Source organism: Azomonas macrocytogenes, from assembly GCF_014191985.1.
GTDB classification, from domain to species: Bacteria; Pseudomonadota; Gammaproteobacteria; order Pseudomonadales; family Pseudomonadaceae; genus Azomonas; species Azomonas macrocytogenes.
Map to the genome: position 1 here is coordinate 14,068 of NZ_JACHXI010000013.1, position 18,949 is coordinate 33,016.

The following is an 18,949-nucleotide window of genomic DNA, read 5'->3' on the forward strand; positions in this document are numbered from 1 at the left end:
GCGGCGTTGATGTCTTTCCTCGCCTGAGGCGAGTCGATGGAAAGGCGCAAACTCGTATTGTTGTGGTTTCTATACTGGAACAAATGAGTTTGCTCTTTTCTACTTTATGCCAGCCATGGGGCGGATCATCGGTATTGACTGCCCTGGCAAAAATGTCTCGCCAAAGCCCCGGTCACACTATTGATCAGGGCGATTTTTGCGGATATCTCAGCCGTGGATTGCCGCTGCTGCCTGTTGTTTTCCCAGAAGCAGGGCTTCATAGGGCTCGGCCATCGATTTGATCTGCTCTGCCAGCTCCGGCGGCAGCCATACCATGACCGGCACCAGGCTTTGCCCCTCGCTTCGATTTTCATTGAAGATTTCGCGTACCTGCTTTGCCGCTGCCTGGACGGCTTGCAAGGATGGTCCGAAATCGTCAACCAGTTCGAGCGGCCGGCGACCTTCGACCAGAATGGCATACGCCGCTTCGACGGTACCGATGGGCAAGCTTCGCAAGGCGGGTGAGAGTTGTTCCCACTGTTCGACGGTATATTCAGGGTGCATGTGAATCGTCTCCAGAATATCGAGTGTCTGTGAACCGAAATGCTGAAATGCTTCGATTACAGCTGACAGCCTACAAATCGAGGGCGTTCCGTGCTGTTCGTCAATAGTCGAATGCCGGTCATGACGCCTGATGTGGCATGGCAATACCCGCTGCGGACAAGGGGTGATTAACTGGCGCGAGCGGCTTCTTTGGGCTCGCCAGCTTCTGTTGCAAGCGGAGCTTGATCGGTACGGCTGCCCAGATACCAGCCCAGCAGCCCCCAGACAGCGGCACAGGCGGCACCGACCAGTGCCGCCAGCCAGGCCCCCTGGCCCAGCATGTCCAGCAGGTTCTTGGCCCAGCCGCTGATGGCATCGCCAGCGCGGTAGATCACCGTATCGATGAAATTCTTCGCCTTGTATTTGGTTTCCGCATCCAGGGGAGCGAACAGCATTTCCCGGCCTGGACGCACAAAGGCGTATTCGCCGATACGCCGGACGATCATGAGCGCCGCCAGTACACTGAAGGTCGGGAGCAGCGCGAGGGCCAGGAAACCCAGGCACATCAACGCAGGTACGCAGGCCAGTAATACGTGTACCCCCAGACGCTGGGCAATGCGGCCGGTAATGAATATCTGTGAGAGCAGCGCGCCGGCCTGCACCACGAAATCGATCAGGCCAAACACGCGAACCTGCTGGTTACGGTCTGGAAACAGCTCCGACACCAGACGTGCCTGCTCGAAATAGAGGAAAGTGCTGACTGTCGCCAGCAGGATCACGAAAACCCCGACGCCGATCAGATAAGGCGAACGCAGCACGCGGGTCAGGCCACTGAACGGATTGCCCGGGACCGGGCTACGCGGATTTTCGGAATGCGCAGCGCCAGGGCGACCGGCCCCCTGGATATCGCGCCAGTGCATCAGGTAATGCTTGATCGCAATCGCCACCGCCAGTAGGACGGCGGAGATCACCATCAGGCCGGATTGCCCGACTGCTTCCACCAATAGAGTGCTCAAGGCCGGCCCGGTCAAGCCGCCGACACTGGCGCCGGCAGCGATGAAGGCGAACAGGCGCTTGGCCTGCGGTGCATCGAATACATCGGCCATGAGGCTCCAGGCCACCGAGACGACGAACAGGTTGTAGACCGAAATCCAGACGTAGAACACCCGGGCCAGCCAGACGCTTTCGCCAAAGTTGCCGAAAAAGCTGGCGAACAGCAGCAGGTTGAGACAGAAAAAGCCATACACCCAATCGATGAAATAGGTTCGCGGTACGCTGGAGTTGAGCCAGGCGAACAGCGGCACGGCCAGCAGCATCACCACGAAGGTGGCAGTAAACAGCCATTGCAGGTTTTCCACGCCCCCCATGATGCCCATGGATTCGCGAATCGGCCGCAGCATGAAATAGCCAGCGAACAGGCAGAAGAACAGCGCAAAACCGGACCATGTTGCCAGCAGCTCGCCAGGTTCGGCATTGATCAGGTTAGCCAGGCGCCTGGGCAATGGTTGCTGGGTCGAAGACATGCGAACTCCTCTTGGCAAGGCATGACATGCGTGGTCGCCGCTCTCTCTGGATCAACTGAACAGCTTGACGATCTGCTCACGCTGTTCGGCATCCGGTAGCGGACCACGTCCGGCGAGCAGGTTATCGGCCATATAGCGCGGATTGGCGGTGGCCGGAATTACCGTGGTCACTGCCGGATTGGCGATCACGAATTTGAGCAGTAATTGAGCCCAGGAGGTTGCCTGAAGTTCTTTGGCCAAGGGTGGCAGCGGCTTGTCCTTGACGTTGGTCAGCAGATTGCCCTGCATGTAGGCCCGGTTGACCAATGTGGCGATGCCATGGTCGGCGCAGTAGGGCAGCAAGCGGTTCTCGGCATTGCGTGCGCCGACCGAGTAATTGAATTGGACGAAGTCGACCTTTTCCTTTTGCAGCACTTCCAGCAAATCGTCATGGGAGGACTCCACGTAGTGGGTGATGCCGATGTAGCGTACCTTGCCCATCTCCTTCATTTCGCGCAGCAGAGCCAACTGGGTCCGGGTATCGAGCAGGTTGTGCACTTGGATCAGGTCGATACGCTCGGTCTGCAGGGCTTTGAAACTGGCCTGGATCTGCTTGCGCCCGGCATCGCGGCCGACCGAAGAAACCTTGGTCGCCAGAAACAGTTTGTCCCGGGCTCCAAGCCGATGGATCAGTTCACCCGTGATCTGTTCGGCGCGGCCATAGCTCGGCGCGGTATCGATCAGGGTGGCGCCACCCTCGACGAAGGTCTGCAATACCGCTTCCAGAGGCGCCATTGCCGTATTGTCTGCGGCAGCGACATCGAACGTGCGTGACGTGCCCAGGCCGATCACCGGCAATTCTTCGCCGCTGGACGGAATCTTGCGCTTGATCAGCCCTTCGGCAGCCAGAACTGACGCTGGCAGCCATGGGGCCAGGGTTGCCATGGCCGCGAGCGTGGTCGAGCTTTTGATGAATTGTCGGCGTGTCTGCATGGGTCTTCCTCTGGTGGCGAACAGGGTCTTCGATCAAGCACTGCATCCAGACAGATGCTTCGAAGAAGTAGTGCGGCAGTCTCCATTTTTTTCGTCGACGTAGAAAACATTTATAAAGCGACTTGCAATAACCGTTGAAAATTCATCATGGACAGTTTTCGCCTGTCGATTTTCTGCGTAACGGGAATGATTATCCGAGCGGATCTTGAAAATACTGCAGCATTTATCCGCCAAGGCAGTAATTGCCACACTGTTGCAGCCAGTACCGGTGGCGTTGTTCCTGCTTGATGGTATTGTCGATCCCTTCCTCGGTAAGGTGGAAGACCTTGGCGATTCAAACAAATACCCAGTTCCTTCCGGCAGCAGGCTGCAGACTGGCCACCTTGAGCATTTTGGTTGTTGCAAAATGCTTTTAAGCTAAAGACAGATAGTTGCTGATTAGGTGGTCGCAAGGCCGCTACAACTGAAAGGATATGTCATGAAAAAGAACGTGGTGATATTCAGCCGAGCCTCGTCCGAGGCGGTGATGGAGGATCTGCGCGAGCGTTACAACCTGAGTGTGTTTCTCGACCCGCTGGGGAACGACCGTGAGGCTTTCATGGCGGCGCTGGCTGAAGCCGATGGCATGCTCGGCGCCAACCTGAAGCTGGGCGAGGAGATTCTCAAGCACGCGCCCAGGCTGAAAGTGATTTCCAGTATCTCTGCCGGCTACGACAACTATGATCTGGAATACCTGCAGTCACGGGGCATCCAGCTCACCAATACGCCGGATGCGGTGACCGAGACCACTGCCGATACTGGCTTCATGCTGCTGATGATGACCGCGCGCCGCGCGGTCGAACTGGCCGAGCATATAAAGACCGGACAATGGACTGCCAGCATCGGCGCTGCCCATTTCGGTGTCGATGTGCATGGCAAGCGCCTGGGCATCATCGGCCTCGGACGTATCGGGGCAGCCCTGGCGCGGCGTGCGCATTTCGGTTTCGAAATGTCGATTCTCTATTGTGGCAACAGCGACAAGCCGCAATATGAAGCCGAATTCGGCGCCAAACGGCTGGAAATGGACGAGTTGCTCGGCGAGGCGGATTTCATTTGCGTCTGCGTACCCTTGTCGGAGCAGACTCGCCATCTGATCGGCGCCCGGGAGTTTGCCCTGATGCGTCCGGACACCCTCTTCATCAATATCGCCAGGGGGCCGGTGGTCGACGAGGCTGCCTTGATCGAAGCACTCCGAGCCGGGCAGCTACACGGCGCTGGTCTCGATGTATTCGAGCAGGAGCCGCTACCGACTGATTCCCCCTTGCTTGCCATGCCGAATGTCGTGGCTCTGCCACATATCGGTTCGGCTACCGTCGAGGCCCGCGAACTGATGGCGCGAACCGCCGCGAACAACCTGATTGCCGTACTCGACGGCGAGACCCCGGCTTATCCGATACTTATTTTCTGATGCTTGCCTTGTCCGGTTCCGGATGGTGCGGGCGAACATCGTTCCGTTTCCGGTGCCGGCCGCACGTCGCGCCTACAGCTCAAACCGAACTTTCGCGCTGTCTTGCCGCTCTCTGCTGGCTGATGTTGTCGTTGCCCGTGCTTTCTCTTTACACTGGTCGGCCTTGTTGATTTCGAGTCCCTGGCCGAGGTCAGGTAATGCAGTTTTCTTCTGGCGTCGCTGCGAGCTTCAGGCAGGGCGCGAAAGCGTCTTTATATGAACCACTTTCTGACAGGACTTTTCCAGCGATGCGCATGCGCCTGATGCTGTTGGGTGGCGGTAATGCCCTGGGTCAGGCAATTGTCCGCCTTGGTGCCGAGGAAGACATAGAATTCTATGCGCCCCGGCCACCACTGGGCGGTTGGGATGCACCGAGCCTGACCCGGCTACTCGATGAGAACCGTCCCGACGCGGTGATCAACCTGGCCTACTACTATGATTGGTTCCAGGCCGGCCAGGTTGACGAATGCCGTTTCGTCGGCCAGGAGGCGGTCGTCGAGCACTTGGCGATACTTTGCCGGGAACTTGATCTGATTCTGCTGCAACCTTCTAGCTACCGCGTCTTCGATGGCATCCGTACCACGGCCTATACCGAAAAGGATGAGACAGCACCACTGGATTTCCGTGGTCGCCTGCTTTGCCGTACCGAGCAACTCGTGCGTGAGCTGAATCCGAGGCACATCCTGCTACGCTTTGGCTGGCTGCTCGATGACAGCTCGAAAGGTTTGATGGGGCGTTTCCTGCACCGGCTGGAGCAGGAGGACGAACTGCTGCTTGCCGATGACCGGCGTGGCAATCCTACGCCGGTCGAGGATGCGGCGCGGGTCATCATGGCTGTGCTCAAGCAACTCGATTGCCAGGCCGGGCTCTGGGGAACCTATCATTATGGTGGCCATGAAGCGGCCACGCCGATGGCGGTCTGCCAGTCGCTCATGGCTGAAGCGGCCGCGTTCCGCCGGCCGCGCCTGAAAGGGTTGGTGCCGATCGCCCATGCCAAGTGTGATGATGCGACCACTGAACCCCAGTACGGCGTGCTGGCCTGCAAGAAGATCTTCAATACCTTCGGCATCAAGCCGCGTCCCTGGCGTGCCGGCCTGTCGGGGCTTTTGCATAGCTATTACCGGCATGACTGATTCTCCTGTATTGATTACCGGTGGAGCTGGCTTCATCGGTTCCAATCTGGTCGATGCGCTGTTGGCGCGTGGGGTTGCTGTGCGTGTGCTGGACAATCTGTCGACCGGCAAGCAGGGCAACCTGCCACGCAACCCGCGTCTCGAATTGATCGTCGGCGATGTCGCCGATCCCGGCTGCGTGCGCAAGGCTGTACGCGGTTGCCGCGCGGTGGTGCACCTGGCAGCGGTCGCGTCGGTACAAGCCTCGGTGAACGATCCCGTCGGGACCCACAAGAGCAACCTGATCGGCACGCTGAACCTATGCGAAGCGATGCGTGAGGCCGGTGTGCATCGGGTCGTCTATGCTTCCAGCGCAGCGGTCTATGGCAACAATGGTGAAGGGGAATCGATTGGCGAAGACACGCCCAAGGCGCCACTGACACCCTATGCCGCGGACAAGCTGGCCAGCGAGCACTATCTGGATTTCTATCGTCGCCAGCATGGGTTGGAGCCGGTGATTTTTCGTTTCTTCAATGTCTACGGCCCACGCCAGGACCCGTCTTCTCCCTATTCGGGCGTAATCAGCATCTTTACCGAGCGGGCTCGCCAGGGCTTGCCGATCACGGTATTCGGTGACGGCGAGCAGACGCGGGATTTCATTTATATTGGCGATCTGGTCGATGTACTGGTGCGGGCATTGATGGCTGGGCAGGTGGAGTCGGGAGCGATGAATGTCGGCTTGAACCGGGCTACGACGCTCAACCAGTTGCTGGTTATCATCCAGGATCTGCTTGGCGGATTGCCGTCGGTCGAATACCAACCGGCGCGCTCTGGCGATATTCGTCATTCGCGCGCCGATAATTCACGCCTGTTGGCACGCTATCCATTGTCCGAGCCAACCGGCATGCGCGAAGGCTTGGCAAAGCTGATGGATTTGTCCTGAGGCTTGCCGCTATTGCAGAAAGCACAACGGCGCCTTCGGGCGCCGTCGTTGTGCTGGGTGGGGCGGGTTTCAGAAGCGATAGCCGACGCTGAACATGTAGACCATTGGATCGATGTTGACGTCCACATCCACTTTCTGGCCATTCAGTTTGGTCGTGGCCTGGGTGGAAATGTCGATATAGCGTACCTGGGCATTGACCAGGAACTGGTCGGTCAGCATGTAGTCGAGTCCGACCTGAGCCGCCAGACCGATAGAGTCATCGATCTGTAGCTGATGGAAACCATCCCGGTGGGCCGAGGTTCCCAGGCTTTCCTTGAAGAAAGCCGTGTAGTTGACCCCGACTCCGACATAGGGCTGGAAGCGATACAGGTCGCTCAACGGAAAATAGACCACGCTGAGGGTTGGCGGCAGGTATTTGGTGTCACCCAGACGACCATTCAGGCTGGAGTAAGGGCCAGGCATGCCTTTGAGCTTGACTTCCCCCAGGAACGGCGTGGCTGCCAGCAGTTCGACTCCGAAATGATCGGTCATCATGTAGGTGTAGTTGAGGCCCAGTTGGGTTTCACTGTCGAGACTGACCTTGCTGCCGGGGACTTTGCCGAGTGTGGCATGGTCGATTTCTTCGCTGCGTTCGTGAGGGTCGACCGTGACCAGGCCTGCGCGAAAAATCAGGTCACCTTGCTGATAAGCGTGAGTAATAGAGGGGGCCAGCAGACTGACTAAAACTGAAGCGGCGAGCAGAAATTTACGCATGGTGTAGCCCCACTATTGTCGCAAAGGTGACGTTTGTTACAAAACCTACAGTTGCAATGTTAGGGGTTCGAAACGAGCGAATCTTGACGTAACTCAATGGTTGAAAGGGGCTTGAATAGGGCCTTTGATCTGGCTCAAAAGATATGGTGAACCTGTGAGTCGAGCTTTGTCAGTGCTTGCCAGCCCGTTGTGCGAGGCGTAGTTTTGATCGATTTAGCTACTTTCAGACAAAGCGCTTCAGGTGTTTTCAGCCCAGCTTGCCGCCGCTGAAGTAGGGGATTTCGTTCTCTGCTACACACGATGGCGAAGTAAATGTCCGTTCGACTGACAAGACGGACCCCAATGAAAGAATTGCCAAGGGAGGAAAATGATGATCCGTATTCGTGGACGCGTAGGTGACTGGCCGGTGGATCTGGAAATCGAATTGGATGCCGCCGATTGGGCTGGGCTGGGACAAATCCTGCCGGAGGTTCAAACGATATCCAGCCCGGCGGTCAAGACACCAACTGCCGTGCCGGTGGATACCCTTTGGCAAGCCGCCCAGGATCTGCTGCGTCAGGCCGGAGAGATCAGCGGTCCTGAATTGCTCGGCCAGCTCGAGGCTTTGGCGGGTAACGTTCAAGCTGCCAAGCGTCTGGTCGTACGCTTGCGCCACTGTGTCCAGGTAGAGGTGAAAAACGGCGCGGATGCGCCGGTTTATCGCTGGATAGGGTAAGCGGCTGTAGATGGCAAGCCTATGGGTAAAAGTAGAAACAGCTTGCCGCCTGCCGTCAGTAGATCGCTTGGTACAGCTTCCGGCGATAAGTCGTTACCAAGGGGTGGTCGTTGCCCAGCAGTTCAAAGACTTGCAGCAGCGTCTTGTGCGGCTGGCCTTCTGCGTAGCTACGGTTGCGGATAAAAAGCCGGAGCAGGCCTTCCAGTGCGGGCTCGTATTGTTGGCGGGCGAGTTGCTGGATGCTTAATTGATAAAGCGCTTCGTCATCCTGGGCGTCCTGTGCCAGGCGGGATTTCAGCAAGGCGACTTCCGGCAGGTCGTTGGCCTGGCGCAGGAAGGTCAATTGTGCACGGGCTCCGGCCAGGGCTTGCTTGTGCTCATCGCCGCTGACGGCATCAAGGAGCGTTTCGGCTTCGCCAAGCTCACCGCGCTCGGCCAGGCAGCGGGCATAGAGAATCAGCGCGGCGCCGTTGGTGTTGTCTTCGCTGAGCAGTTGTTGCAGCAGGTTCTCTGCCTCACCGAAGCGAGCCGCATCGAACAGTGCCTGGGCGCTTTCCAGTGGATTGGCTGGGGGAACGGCAACCGGAGCCTGTACATGTGGCTCGAGCATGGCGAGGATCGCCGATTCCGGTTGCGCGCCACTGAAGCCGTCTACCGGCTGGCCGTCGCGAAACAGCACTATGGTAGGCAAACTGCGGATGCCGAGCTGCATCACGATCTGTTGTTCGATATCGCAGTTGACCTTGCCCAGCAGCAACTCGCCCTGATAGTCCTCTGCGATTTTTGCCAGTAACGGCATCAAGGCTTTGCAAGGGGCGCACCATTCGGCCCAGAAATCTACCAGAACAGGCTTATTGAAAGAGCTCTCGATGACCAGTTCGTTGAAGGTGGCATCGGTGACATCGAAGATATAGGGGCTTTGGCTCATCGTGGTTCTCTACATCGGCACATGCGGCGGAATATGACGTGCATGGTAAGTGGCCGGGCGCTCGACGGGAAGCGAGAGCCGGGCTTCAACCGGTAAGCGGCCAGCTTGCCAGGGGGCGGTAGTGGACGCCTTGCTCGGTGATTTGCGAAGCGTACAGGCCGAATTCGCGCACCGGCCAGGCGAATGCTGGGGTGTCAGGTAACGACGATCCGCGAGCCTCGCGTAGCAAGGTCACATGGGCACGGAACGGCTTGCTGTCGTCGAAGGCAATCCCGGCAGCGCTCAAGGAGTTGCGCAGGCGTTCGGCCAGTTCAAGCAGCGGTGCGGGAGCATCGCTCGGTTCGATCCAGACCAGCCCGTGACTGGCAATATGCAGGCGATCGAGGCGCAACTCGAAAGATGCAGGGGAGAGGGCGTTGCCCAGTTGCTTGAGCGTGGCCAGCGCTTCGGGCGGCTGGGCGCCCAGAAAGGCCAGGGTCATATGCAGGTTGGCTTTGGCCACTGGCCGGCCGGGTAGGTCGAGTGCGGCGCGCCAGGTGCACATTGCCGCGGATAATTCGGGGGGGCAGGGCAAGGCGAAGAACAGGCGCAGCGGGTCGGCAGGCATGAGGCTTTCTGCGAAGGTCGTTGTGGTTTGTATGCTGGAAACGCCAGCGAAAGACAAGCGCGGGGCGCTCAGTTTCGCGCAGCATGATAAAGATTCACCTGGCGGAATTCATCCGGCTCGGCGAGATCCGGCCAGGTGCAAGCCTCGAGCCTGGCGAGGCGTCGATAGCCTGGATAAGTGAAATCCTTCACACGTGAGTCGGCCACCAGCACCTCGCGACCATGATCGAGAAAATGCTCGAGCAGCGGCAGGTTGGCACGGTCGTAGAGTACGTCGGCGACGAGCACGAGATCGTAGCCGTCGTCTGCGGCAGGCAGCTCCGTCGCATAGCCCAGCCGCACGCCATTGAGTTCTGCATTGGCTCGGCACGCTGCCAGGGCCAGCGGATCGAGATCGCAGGCCACGACTTCGGCTGCTCCGGCCTTGGCGGCGGCGATGGCCGCGATGCCACTGCCTGCACCGAAATCCAGTACGCGCCTGCCGCGAACCCATTCGGGCCGTTCGGCCAGCCACCGTGCCAGCGCCAGGCCGCTGGCCCAGCAAAAGCACCAGTACGGTGGCTCAGCGAGAATGCAGCGGGTTTCTTCCGGGCTGAAGGCGCGTTCCATGTTGTGCGAGTCGATCAGCCAGAGGAGCAGTTCGGTACCGGGCAGGGATGCCGCGTGTAAACGGGCGTCCCCCAGCAGCCTGTGCAAGGTGTCTTGCAAAACGACAGGAGCAGTCAAGGCGCCGGAACCAGCTGTAACTGTCCCAGCGATTGATTGATTGCGCTACCGATGGTTCTGGGCGGTAGTTGCATGATCAACTGACCAGACTGGATAACACGCCCTCTGAGTTCCACGCGCCGGCTGGCATTGAAGATTTCCGGATTGAAATGCAGGAGAAATGGTAGCTCCTTGCCCAGGCTTTTCAGACGAGTGTTGCTCAACAGGCGCTCGGGTTTCTCACGCTCGTTCACCTCGAGCAGGGCCAGTTCGATTTCAGCACCGGCGGGGGCGCCGATCAGGCTGCCGCTGAGGGCGCGCATGTTTGGCGATCGCGGGTCGTACGCGGCCGGTGCCGAAGGCGCGAGCGGCGGTATTTCAGGATCTGTCGGCGCACTCGAGCAGCTGGCCAGCATGATCAGCAGGACGGGCAGGAGAAGGGGGCGAAAGGACACGCAGGAAACTCCTATCGACGACTGAAAACTCTATTGAATCAGGCACGCACTATAGGGGGGACATCTGGTTTTACCCAGGCTTTTCTATTGGGGAAGCTGTCGCTGGCAAGGCTGCATCGGGGCGGGACGGGTTTACCGAACGAGACAGGTGTCCGTTCGGCGCGTTCTTCTGTGATTTTCGTCGGGACAACTAGACTTTTATCACGTAAGGGCTCGACGGAGGGCTTCAACATGAACCACAGCAATGCAACCTATTACAAGTATGAGTTCGATGGGCAGAACAGAGGCGTATTTGCTGTTGATCTTCCTTATCCCGAAGATGAAAAGAATGTGGATGACTACACCGATCTGCTTACGGAAATAGGCCGTGATATCAGCAACAGAGAGCACTGCATCGTGTTGGTCGGAGGCAGGCGGATCGTCCCGGATTTCGACGATTTCCTGGAAGACGATGTCATCCAGTACAACAATGAAAAACTGCCGGTGTACTTGAGCTATGAAGAAGCCAGGAAGCATTGGCCGCTGGCGCTGATGGAAACGTTCGAAGTCAAGCGGATCGCAGAGCATTAGCCCTAGGCCTGTTGAGGCTACTGATACGGCAATGTGGCTCGCGACAACAGTAGTGGCAACAGGCCCTGGAGGTTATCCGGCAAGCAGGAACGGGCTTGGGCAAGGATCCGTTACTCGAGCTGTATGGATATGGCGATATTCCTTAGGTTGGATCCGTCGCGTGGATCGTCGCCCGGATCGATTGATGCCATGCCATGCGGTCGGCTGGGCGGATGCGCTACCATGCCCTGTCATTTCCGGGTCCATCCAGCCATGCATTGTCCTTTCTGTAGCGCGCACGATACCAAGGTCATCGATTCGCGCTTGGTCGCCGAAGGCGAACAGGTGCGGCGTCGGCGCGAATGCCTTGCCTGCGGCGAACGCTTTACGACCTTCGAGACCGCCGAGCTGGTGTTGCCGCGCCTGATCAAGCAGGATGGCAGCCGCCAGCCGTTCGATGAAGAAAAACTGCGCGCCGGCATGCAGCGTGCGCTGGAAAAACGCCCGGTGAGCGTCGAGCGGCTGGAGGCGGCCATCGCCCACATCAAACACCGGCTGCGGGCCACCGGCGAGCGCGAGGTCAAGTCACGGGTAGTCGGCGAACTGGTGATGGCTGAACTGCGCAAGCTCGATGAAGTGGCCTATATCCGCTTCGCTTCCGTATACCGGCGCTTCCAGGATCTCAGCGAATTCCGTGAAGAAATCGAGCGCTTGTCCCGCGATCCCCGTCAAGCTGATGAAAAAACCGATGAGCAATCCTGATCATGCCTGGATGGCCCGGGCGCTGCGCCTGGCCCGCCGCGGGCTGTATTCCACCCACCCCAATCCACGGGTCGGCTGCGTCATTGTCGCGGCTGGCGAGAGTGTCGGTGAAGGCTGGCATGTGCGGGCCGGCGAGCCGCACGCTGAGGTCCACGCGCTGTGCCAGGCTGGCGCACGGGCTCGTGGTGCCACTGCCTACGTGACATTGGAGCCCTGCAGCCATTTCGGCCGCACGCCACCCTGCGCCGAGGCGTTGGTCGCGGCCGGCGTCGACCGCGTCGTGGCGGCCATGCAGGACCCCAATCCGCAGGTGGCCGGGCGCGGCCTGGAGCGGCTGCGCAGCGCCGGTATCGACGTGCTTTGCGGCGTTCAGGAAGCCGCGGCGCGGGAACTGAACGTCGGCTTCATCAAGCGTATGGAAACGGGGTTGCCATTCGTCCGCGTCAAGCTGGCCATGAGCCTGGATGGGCGCACCGCCATGGCCAGCGGCGAGAGCCAGTGGATCACCGGCCCGGCTGCGCGGGCCGAAGTGCAGCGGTTGCGGGCTCGTTCCAGTGCAATCGTGACTGGCGCAGATACGCTGCTGATGGATCATGCACGGCTTACCGTGCGGGCTGAAGAGCTGGGGCTTGATGCTGAGCAGACGCGCTTGGCACTGGGGCGCCAGCCGCTGCGAGTGCTGGTGGATAGCCGTCTGCGCGTACCGCTCGCGGCGCCATTCTTCCAGGCTGGCCCGGCGTTGGTAGCAACGCTGGCCGGCGGGTCGGCACAGATCTATCGATCTGCCGGTCATGAGGTACTGGAGCTGCCGGCCAGCGCAGGCCAGGTGAATCTCGCGGCGTTGCTGCGCGAACTGGCCGCGCGTGGCGCCAATGAGGTGCTGGTGGAGGCCGGTCCGCGTCTGGCCGGTGCTTTCGCCCAGCACGGGCTGGTCGATGAATACCAGTTGTTCGTTGCGCCGAAGTTGCTTGGCTCATTGGCTCGTCCGCTTCTTGAGCTACCGCTGGACCGCATGAGCGAAGCGCGTGAGCTGCAGATCACGGATATCCGTGCGGTAGGCACTGACTGGCGGATCGTCGCCGTTCCCGGTAAAGCCGGCTAAACAGCGCTGCAGGCCGAAGGTTGGACAAAAAAGCTGAAAGCCTTGTCGATCCTGCCGTTCAGTTTTCCAGCTTTCTGCGCTTTTTATCGACTTTCGAAGTGTGGTACAAACGCGCCCGGGGTCTGGATCAGGCCCCTTCGTTCTCAGGGCGGGGTGTAATTCCCCTCCGGCGGTAATGGCGCCAGCGTCTAGCCCGCGAGCGCTTGCCCCATGGGCAAGGTCAGCAGACCCGGTGTGATTCCGGGGCCGACGGTCATAGTCCGGATGAGAGAGAGCGGGATGTTCCAGCGCGCGCCCCCTTGGGCTGTGCGTGCGATCCCTTTCGATCTGCATGCCCTGTTTTTCGCAAACAGGAGACGCTTTCATGCATCACTGCAATCGCTTTGCCGGGGAGGTTTCATGTTTACCGGCATAATCGAAGCAATCGGCACCATTCGCGCAATCACGCCCAAGAGCGGCGATGTTCGCGTGCTGGTCGAGACCGGCAAACTGGATCTGGCGGACGTCAAGCTGGGCGACAGTATTGCGGTCAACGGCACCTGCCTGACCGTCGTGGAGCTGCCCGGCAATGGCTTCTGGGCCGATGTCAGCCGCGAAACGCTGGCGCATACCATTTTCAGCGAGCTGAAGGCCGGCAGCCCGGTCAATCTGGAAAAGGCTCTGACTCCCAGCAGCCGCCTCGGCGGCCATCTGGTCAGCGGGCATGTGGACGGGGTCGGCGAGGTGATCGCCCGCGAAGACAACGCTCGTGCCGTGCAATTTCGTATCCGCGCCCCGCGCGAACTGGCCAAATACATCGCCCTGAAAGGCTCGATCACCGTCGATGGCACCAGCCTGACGGTGAACGGCGTCGAGGGTGCCGAGTTCGAGCTGACCATCGTGCCGCACACCCTGGCCGAGACCATCATGATCGACTATCGCCCGGGTCGCCGCGTTAACCTGGAGGTGGATCTGCTGGCGCGCTATCTGGAACGCCTGCTGCTTGGCGACAAGGCGAGCGAATCGCCGGCAGCAGGCAGCATCACCGAAGGATTTCTGGCCGAACACGGCTACCTGAAGCATTAAGGAGTGGCCGTATGAGCTTGAATACTATTGCTGAACTGATCGAAGACATTCGCGCCGGCAAGATGGTCATCCTGATGGATGACGAGGACCGGGAAAACGAAGGTGACCTGATCATGGCCGCCGAATGTGTACAGGCCGAGCACATCAACTTCATGGCGAAATACGCCCGTGGGTTGATTTGTATGCCGATGACCCGCGAGCGCTGCGAACTGCTCAAGCTGCCGTTGATGGCGCCGCGCAATGGCTCCGGCTTTGGCACCAAATTCACTGTTTCCATCGAAGCGGCCGAAGGTGTCACCACCGGCATCTCCGCCGGCGACCGCGCACGTACCGTGCAAGCGGCTGCAGCGGTCGACGCCAAGGCTGAGGATATCGTCAGTCCCGGGCATATCTTCCCGCTGATGGCCCAGGCCGGTGGCGTGCTGGCGCGCGCCGGGCATACCGAGGCGGCCTGCGATCTGGCGCGGATGGCCGGTTTCGAGCCGAGCGGAGTGATCTGCGAGGTGATGAACGACGATGGCAGCATGGCGCGTCGGCCGGAGCTGGAGGCGTTCGCCGAGCAGCACGGCATCAAGATCGGTACCATCGCCGAGCTGATCCATTACCGGCTGCTGCACGAACGCACCATCCATCGGGTCGCCGAGCAGCCGCTGGATACCGAGCAGGGCCAATTCAAGCTGGTGACCTACCGTGACTCGGTGGAGGGCGACGTGCACATGGCCTTGACCCTGGGGCGGATCGTTGCTGACCAGCCGACCCTGGTGCGGGTGCACAACATGGACCCGATGCGCGACCTGCTGATGGTCCGCCAACCCGGCCGCTGGAGCCTGCGCGCAGCCATGGCCAAGGTGGCCGAGGCCGGTTGCGGCGTGGTGCTGCTCCTGGGGAACGCGGTGAACCAGGAGGATCTGCTGGATCAGGTACGTGAAGGCACGGCGGGTCAGGCCAGCAAGAACCCGGGTACCTACAGCATGGTGGGCGCTGGCTCGCAGATCCTGCGCGATCTGGGGGTACGGCGGATGCGCCTGCTGAGTTCGCCGATGCGCTTCAACGCCATATCCGGCTTCGACCTGGAAGTTGTAGAATACCTGCCCGCCGAATGAGGTAAGGGCGCTGCTGCTGGTTCGCATGGTCGGCTCGCTCGACGGGCTTGTATCGTTACTGCGCTGTCTTGGTCATGTCTTTGGCAGCCGCGTCACGAATACAGGCCCTTCGAGTGAGCCCTTCCTGCGGGCCGCGAGCGGCGCCCTTGCTCTTTGAACAGATAGAGAATCGTTATGACCGTGAAGACCATCGAAGGAACTTTCATCGCCCCCAACGGAAAATTCGCCCTGGTGGTCGGCCGTTTCAACAGCTTTGTCGTCGAGAGTCTGGTCTCCGGCGCCATCGATGCCCTGGTTCGCCATGGCGTACAGGAAGAGAACATTACCGTCCTGCGCGTACCCGGTGCTTTCGAGCTGCCGTTGATTGCGCAGAAGATTGCCGAACAGGGCGAGTATGATGCGCTGATCGCCCTTGGCGCGGTAATTCGCGGTGGCACCCCACATTTCGATTATGTCGCCGGTGAATGCACCAAGGGCCTGGCTCAGGTATCGCTGGAGTTCGGTGTACCGGTGGCCTTCGGTGTGCTAACGGTCGATTCCATCGAACAGGCCATCGAGCGTTCCGGCACCAAGGCCGGCAACAAGGGCGCCGAAGCTGCGCTTTCCGCCCTGGAAATGGTGAGCCTGCTGGCGCAGTTGGAGGACAAGTGAGTCTCAATCGCGACGACGACACACCGCCAGCCCGGCCGGCCAAAGGCAAGAGCGCCACACGTCGCGCAGCGCGCAGCCTGGCAATGCAGGCGCTTTACCAATGGCACATGGCCGGGCAGTCGCTTAGCGAGATCGAGGCGCAATTCCGCGTTGATAACGATTTCATGCCAGTGGACGGCGCTTATTTCCATGAGCTTCTGCATGGCGTGGCACGCCAGAAGTCGGAGATCGACCAAGCCATCGAACCCTTGCTGGATCGTCCGCTGACCGAGCTGGACCCGGTGGAGCTGGCCATCCTGCGGCTCTCCACCTACGAGTTGATGCAGCGTCTCGATGTGCCTTACCGAGTGGTGATCAACGAAGGCATCGAATTGGCGAAAACCTTCGGTGCCACGGAGGGGCACAAGTTCGTCAACGGCGTACTGGACAAACTGGCGCCACGTCTGCGTGCCGCTGAGGCCGGTCGCGCCAGGCGCTGACCACCACTAACATGGGCGAGTTCGAGCTGATCCGCCGCTATTTCGCTGCCGCCGCCTGTGCCAGGCCCGGCGATGAACTGGCACTCGGTATCGGCGACGACTGCGCTCTGCTGGAGCTTCCGCCCGGGGAGCAGTTGGCGGTTTCGACCGATACGCTGGTAGCCGGCGGGCACTTTCCCGATCCCTGTGATCCGTTTCTCCTTGGCCAGCGCGCCCTGGCTGTATCGGTCAGCGACCTGGCGGCGATGGGCGCCATGCCTGTCGCTTTTACTCTGGCCTTGAGCCTGCCGGCTGCCGATCCGCAATGGCTGAATGCGTTTGCACGTGGCCTGGATGCCATGGCCCGGCAGTGTGGCATTCGCTTGGCCGGAGGTGATACCACACGCGGTCCGTTGTGTCTGACGCTGAGCGTATTTGGCCGGGTGCCCGTCGGCCAGGCCCTGACCCGCAGCGGTGCGCGACCGGGCGATCTATTGTGTGTCGGTGGTCGGCTCGGTGACGCCGCCGGAGCGCTGCCTCTGGTGCTTCAGCAGGAACAAGCCGACCCGGCGCTGGCCGAGCCTCTGCTCGCGCATTACTGGTCGCCGCCGCCGCAGTTGGCTCTGGGACTGGCCTTGCGCGGCAAGGCGACGGCGGCATTGGATATTTCCGATGGCCTGCTGGGTGATTGCGGACATATTGCGGCAGCATCCGGCGTCGCCTTGTTCGTCGAGCGTGAACGGCTGCCGCTTTCCCCGGCGCTGCTTGCCTTCGCCGGTCGGGAAAAAGCCCTGGAATGTGCGCTGGGCGGTGGCGATGACTACGTGCTGGCCTTTACCTTGCCACCTGGCGAACTGGCGGCTTTGCAGGCTGGTGCCGATGTGCATGTCGTCGGATGGGCAGAACAGGGCACGGGTGTACACCTATTGGACGCCCAGGGTAACGAGATCCTGGCTGGCCGGCGTGGTCATGTGCACTTCGGTGGTTGAACCGGGTCGAGCCGCTTGAGGATGAAAACAAGGACGAATACCGATGGATGGAATATCCACTTGCGTTGCTCCAGAGCGCTTCATCTTCGATTCCGGTCATGTGCTTGAAAAAAGCAAGGCGCGAACGCGCGGAAGCTTGCGCGTGTTCCGCATGGCATTTTCTGTGCTCCTGGCGTTGTTCTCGGTGAATGCGCTGGCGATCCAGGTTCAGGTTGTCGGCTTGTTTCCCGGCGCCGTGGTGCTCAATGTCGATGGTCAGCGCAAGTTGGTGAGGGTCGGCCAGAGCGGGCCGGGTGGCGTTACGGTGGTCAATGCCGACAACCGGGGAGCGCTGCTGCGCATCGATGACCGCGAGCGTTTCTACGAGCTCAGTCGCGATTACGGCCAGGCGGCGCCGGCGACCGGTCGCGAGCGCCTGAGCATCGCCCGAAGCGCCGGCGGACATTACCGCCAGGCCGGCTCGATCAATGGCCGGTCGGTACAGTTCTTGGTCGATACCGGTGCCACGTCCGTCGCCATGAATGAAATCCAGGGGCAGCGCTTGGGGCTCGATTATCGTCGCAAAGGGCAGCCGCTGCTGGTCGCGACCGCCAGCGGCAAGGTCAAGGCATGGAAGCTCCAGGCCAACAGCGTCAAGATCGGCGGCATCGAAGTATTGGGTGTCGATACCGTGGTGATCGAGGGAACGGCACCGGACGAGATTCTGCTCGGCATGAGTTTTCTCAGTCAGGTGCGCTGGGGCGAAGAGAACGGCATGCTGACGCTGGAAGCGAAATTCTAGCGGTCGTTGCGGTTTCGTCGTGGGCGGGCCAAAGCGAAATGCCAGGCCGATGTAGCCAATGGTTATAGACCTCTCGTTCGGTCCTGCCGCAAATCGGTGTGCAGCTAATGTTACACTGCCCGCTTTTCCGTCTTCTGGAGCTCCTCCGGTGTCTGTCGTGTTCGTCGCCGTTTCCCAATTACCGACGCCTTTCGGTGTATTCAGCATGCATGGCTTTCTCGATCAGGACACCGGCAAGGAGCATGTCGCGTTGACCATGGGCGAGGTCGGCAACGGCTTGCCGGTGCTCGGGCGCCTGCACTCGGAATGCCTGACCGGCGATGCGCTGTTCAGCATGCGCTGCGATTGCGGTTTCCAGCTGGAAGCCGCTTTGCAGGCGATCGCCACGGAAGGGCGCGGCGTGCTGCTCTATCTGCGCCAGGAAGGCCGGGGGATCGGCCTGCTCAACAAGATCCGCGCCTACGCCTTGCAGGATGCCGGTGCGGACACGGTCGAAGCCAACGAGCGCCTGGGGTTTGCGCCCGATCAGCGCGACTATGCGATCTGTAAGCCGATGCTGGAACATCTGGGGATCGCCGAACTCAATTTGATGACCAATAACCCGCGCAAGGTCAAGGCACTGGAGGAGTTCGGTATCCGTGTGGCCGAGCGTAAACCACTGCAAATCGCTGCCAATCCGCACAACCGCAAGTACCTGCTCACCAAGGCTGGCAAGCTGGGCCATCTGCTGGGTGATATTCACCAGGGCGAGGCCGAGCAGTCCTGAGTT

Annotated in this window: 23 protein-coding genes and 1 riboswitch; of the genes, 15 read left to right on the forward strand and 8 right to left on the reverse strand. The window is 60.2% G+C overall.

The genetic code is table 11. From position 1 onward, the window contains the following. Nucleotides 1-207 precede the first annotated feature (207 nt). The 3 genes from FHR87_RS12465 to FHR87_RS12475 all read right to left on the reverse strand — a co-directional run bounded on the left by FHR87_RS12465 (nt 208) and on the right by FHR87_RS12475 (nt 3,017). Nucleotides 208-543 carry a TrfB-related DNA-binding protein gene (locus FHR87_RS12465; RefSeq protein WP_183167056.1) on the reverse strand — a complete coding sequence of 112 codons (336 nt, stop codon included), beginning with the start codon at nt 541-543 and terminating at the stop codon, nt 208-210. A 167-nt stretch (nt 544-710) separates the two neighbouring features. After that, complete coding sequence (locus FHR87_RS12470; RefSeq protein ID WP_183167057.1) at nt 711-2,045, reverse strand: NTP/NDP exchange transporter; 1,335 nt, start codon at nt 2,043-2,045, stop codon at nt 711-713. 51 nt (nt 2,046-2,096) lie between these two features. After that, nucleotides 2,097-3,017, reverse strand: coding sequence for an aldo/keto reductase (locus tag FHR87_RS12475; RefSeq protein ID WP_183167058.1), 921 nt, complete (start codon nt 3,015-3,017; stop codon nt 2,097-2,099). A 205-nt stretch (nt 3,018-3,222) separates the two neighbouring features. Here FHR87_RS12475 and FHR87_RS12480 point away from each other — a divergent pair, with 205 nt between their 5' ends. From FHR87_RS12480 to FHR87_RS12495, 4 genes are all read left to right on the forward strand, one after another. Then, nucleotides 3,223-3,438 carry a hypothetical protein gene (locus tag FHR87_RS12480; protein ID WP_183167059.1) on the forward strand — a complete coding sequence of 72 codons (216 nt, stop codon included), beginning with the start codon at nt 3,223-3,225 and terminating at the stop codon, nt 3,436-3,438. Between the two features lie 57 nt (nt 3,439-3,495). Further along, a complete protein-coding gene (locus tag FHR87_RS12485) occupies nt 3,496-4,464 on the forward strand; it encodes a 2-hydroxyacid dehydrogenase (protein ID WP_183167060.1) in 969 nt (322 codons plus the stop codon). 287 nt (nt 4,465-4,751) lie between these two features. Continuing rightward, a complete protein-coding gene (locus FHR87_RS12490) occupies nt 4,752-5,636 on the forward strand; it encodes a sugar nucleotide-binding protein (RefSeq protein ID WP_183167061.1) in 885 nt (294 codons plus the stop codon). Further along, the gene (locus FHR87_RS12495) at nt 5,629-6,558 is read left to right on the forward strand and encodes an NAD-dependent epimerase/dehydratase family protein (protein ID WP_183167062.1); all 930 of its coding nucleotides are present in this window, start codon (nt 5,629-5,631) and stop codon (nt 6,556-6,558) included. Before FHR87_RS12490 ends, FHR87_RS12495 begins: the two co-directional genes overlap by 8 nt. Nucleotides 6,559-6,627: 69 nt before the next feature. On the opposite strand, the gene FHR87_RS12500 is transcribed toward FHR87_RS12495, so the two are convergent. Then, nucleotides 6,628-7,311: an OmpW/AlkL family protein gene (locus FHR87_RS12500; protein ID WP_183167063.1), complete on the reverse strand. Its 684-nt coding sequence runs from the start codon at nt 7,309-7,311 to the stop codon at nt 6,628-6,630. A 370-nt stretch (nt 7,312-7,681) separates the two neighbouring features. Here FHR87_RS12500 and FHR87_RS12505 point away from each other — a divergent pair, with 370 nt between their 5' ends. Beyond that, nucleotides 7,682-8,026, forward strand: coding sequence for a hypothetical protein (locus tag FHR87_RS12505; protein ID WP_183167140.1), 345 nt, complete (start codon nt 7,682-7,684; stop codon nt 8,024-8,026). Between the two features lie 55 nt (nt 8,027-8,081). Here FHR87_RS12505 and trxA read toward each other — a convergent pair whose 3' ends face one another. The 4 genes from trxA to FHR87_RS12525 form a co-directional block, all read right to left on the reverse strand. Further along, a complete protein-coding gene (gene trxA / locus FHR87_RS12510; protein WP_183167064.1) occupies nt 8,082-8,954 on the reverse strand; it encodes a thioredoxin in 873 nt (290 codons plus the stop codon). 85 nt (nt 8,955-9,039) lie between these two features. Then, nucleotides 9,040-9,561 carry an RNA 2',3'-cyclic phosphodiesterase gene (gene thpR / locus FHR87_RS12515; RefSeq protein ID WP_183167065.1) on the reverse strand — a complete coding sequence of 174 codons (522 nt, stop codon included), beginning with the start codon at nt 9,559-9,561 and terminating at the stop codon, nt 9,040-9,042. A gap of 68 nt (nt 9,562-9,629) precedes the next feature. Then, on the reverse strand, nt 9,630-10,286 hold the full coding sequence (locus tag FHR87_RS12520) for a class I SAM-dependent methyltransferase (protein WP_183167066.1): 657 nt from the start codon (nt 10,284-10,286) through the stop codon (nt 9,630-9,632). Further along, nucleotides 10,283-10,720 (reverse strand): YbaY family lipoprotein, encoded by a 438-nt coding sequence (locus FHR87_RS12525; RefSeq protein WP_183167067.1) that lies wholly within the window; start codon nt 10,718-10,720, stop codon nt 10,283-10,285. The genes FHR87_RS12520 and FHR87_RS12525 overlap by 4 nt, the downstream gene beginning before the upstream one ends. A 231-nt stretch (nt 10,721-10,951) precedes the next feature. Between FHR87_RS12525 and FHR87_RS12530 the strand changes: the two genes are divergently transcribed. From FHR87_RS12530 to ribA, 10 genes are all read left to right on the forward strand, one after another. Further along, nucleotides 10,952-11,290, forward strand: a complete 339-nt coding sequence (locus FHR87_RS12530) for a hypothetical protein (RefSeq protein WP_183167068.1) — start codon at nt 10,952-10,954, stop codon at nt 11,288-11,290. 252 nt (nt 11,291-11,542) lie between these two features. Continuing rightward, nucleotides 11,543-12,031, forward strand: a complete 489-nt coding sequence (nrdR, locus tag FHR87_RS12535) for a transcriptional regulator NrdR (protein WP_183167141.1) — start codon at nt 11,543-11,545, stop codon at nt 12,029-12,031. Next, nucleotides 12,018-13,133, forward strand: a complete 1,116-nt coding sequence (gene ribD, locus FHR87_RS12540; protein WP_183167069.1) for a bifunctional diaminohydroxyphosphoribosylaminopyrimidine deaminase/5-amino-6-(5-phosphoribosylamino)uracil reductase RibD — start codon at nt 12,018-12,020, stop codon at nt 13,131-13,133. The genes nrdR and ribD overlap by 14 nt, the downstream gene beginning before the upstream one ends. 135 nt (nt 13,134-13,268) lie before the next feature. Beyond that, nucleotides 13,269-13,413: riboswitch (FMN riboswitch) on the forward strand. 119 nt (nt 13,414-13,532) lie between these two features. Beyond that, nucleotides 13,533-14,198 carry a riboflavin synthase gene (locus FHR87_RS12545; protein WP_183167070.1) on the forward strand — a complete coding sequence of 222 codons (666 nt, stop codon included), beginning with the start codon at nt 13,533-13,535 and terminating at the stop codon, nt 14,196-14,198. An 11-nt stretch (nt 14,199-14,209) separates the two neighbouring features. Beyond that, entirely contained in the window at nt 14,210-15,301 is a 1,092-nt protein-coding gene (ribBA, locus tag FHR87_RS12550; RefSeq protein ID WP_183167071.1) for a bifunctional 3,4-dihydroxy-2-butanone-4-phosphate synthase/GTP cyclohydrolase II, read from the forward strand. 174 nt (nt 15,302-15,475) lie between these two features. Further along, nucleotides 15,476-15,952: a 6,7-dimethyl-8-ribityllumazine synthase gene (gene ribH, locus FHR87_RS12555; RefSeq protein ID WP_183167072.1), complete on the forward strand. Its 477-nt coding sequence runs from the start codon at nt 15,476-15,478 to the stop codon at nt 15,950-15,952. Then, complete coding sequence (gene nusB / locus FHR87_RS12560) at nt 15,949-16,431, forward strand: transcription antitermination factor NusB (protein WP_183167073.1); 483 nt, start codon at nt 15,949-15,951, stop codon at nt 16,429-16,431. The genes ribH and nusB overlap by 4 nt, the downstream gene beginning before the upstream one ends. A gap of 11 nt (nt 16,432-16,442) precedes the next feature. Next, on the forward strand, nt 16,443-17,399 hold the full coding sequence (gene thiL, locus FHR87_RS12565) for a thiamine-phosphate kinase (protein ID WP_183167074.1): 957 nt from the start codon (nt 16,443-16,445) through the stop codon (nt 17,397-17,399). A 136-nt stretch (nt 17,400-17,535) separates the two neighbouring features. Further along, nucleotides 17,536-18,180, forward strand: a complete 645-nt coding sequence (locus FHR87_RS12570) for a retropepsin-like aspartic protease family protein (RefSeq protein ID WP_246336027.1) — start codon at nt 17,536-17,538, stop codon at nt 18,178-18,180. 148 nt (nt 18,181-18,328) lie between these two features. Beyond that, the gene (gene ribA, locus FHR87_RS12575) at nt 18,329-18,946 is read left to right on the forward strand and encodes a GTP cyclohydrolase II (protein ID WP_183167075.1); all 618 of its coding nucleotides are present in this window, start codon (nt 18,329-18,331) and stop codon (nt 18,944-18,946) included. Nucleotides 18,947-18,949: the final 3 nt, after the last annotated feature.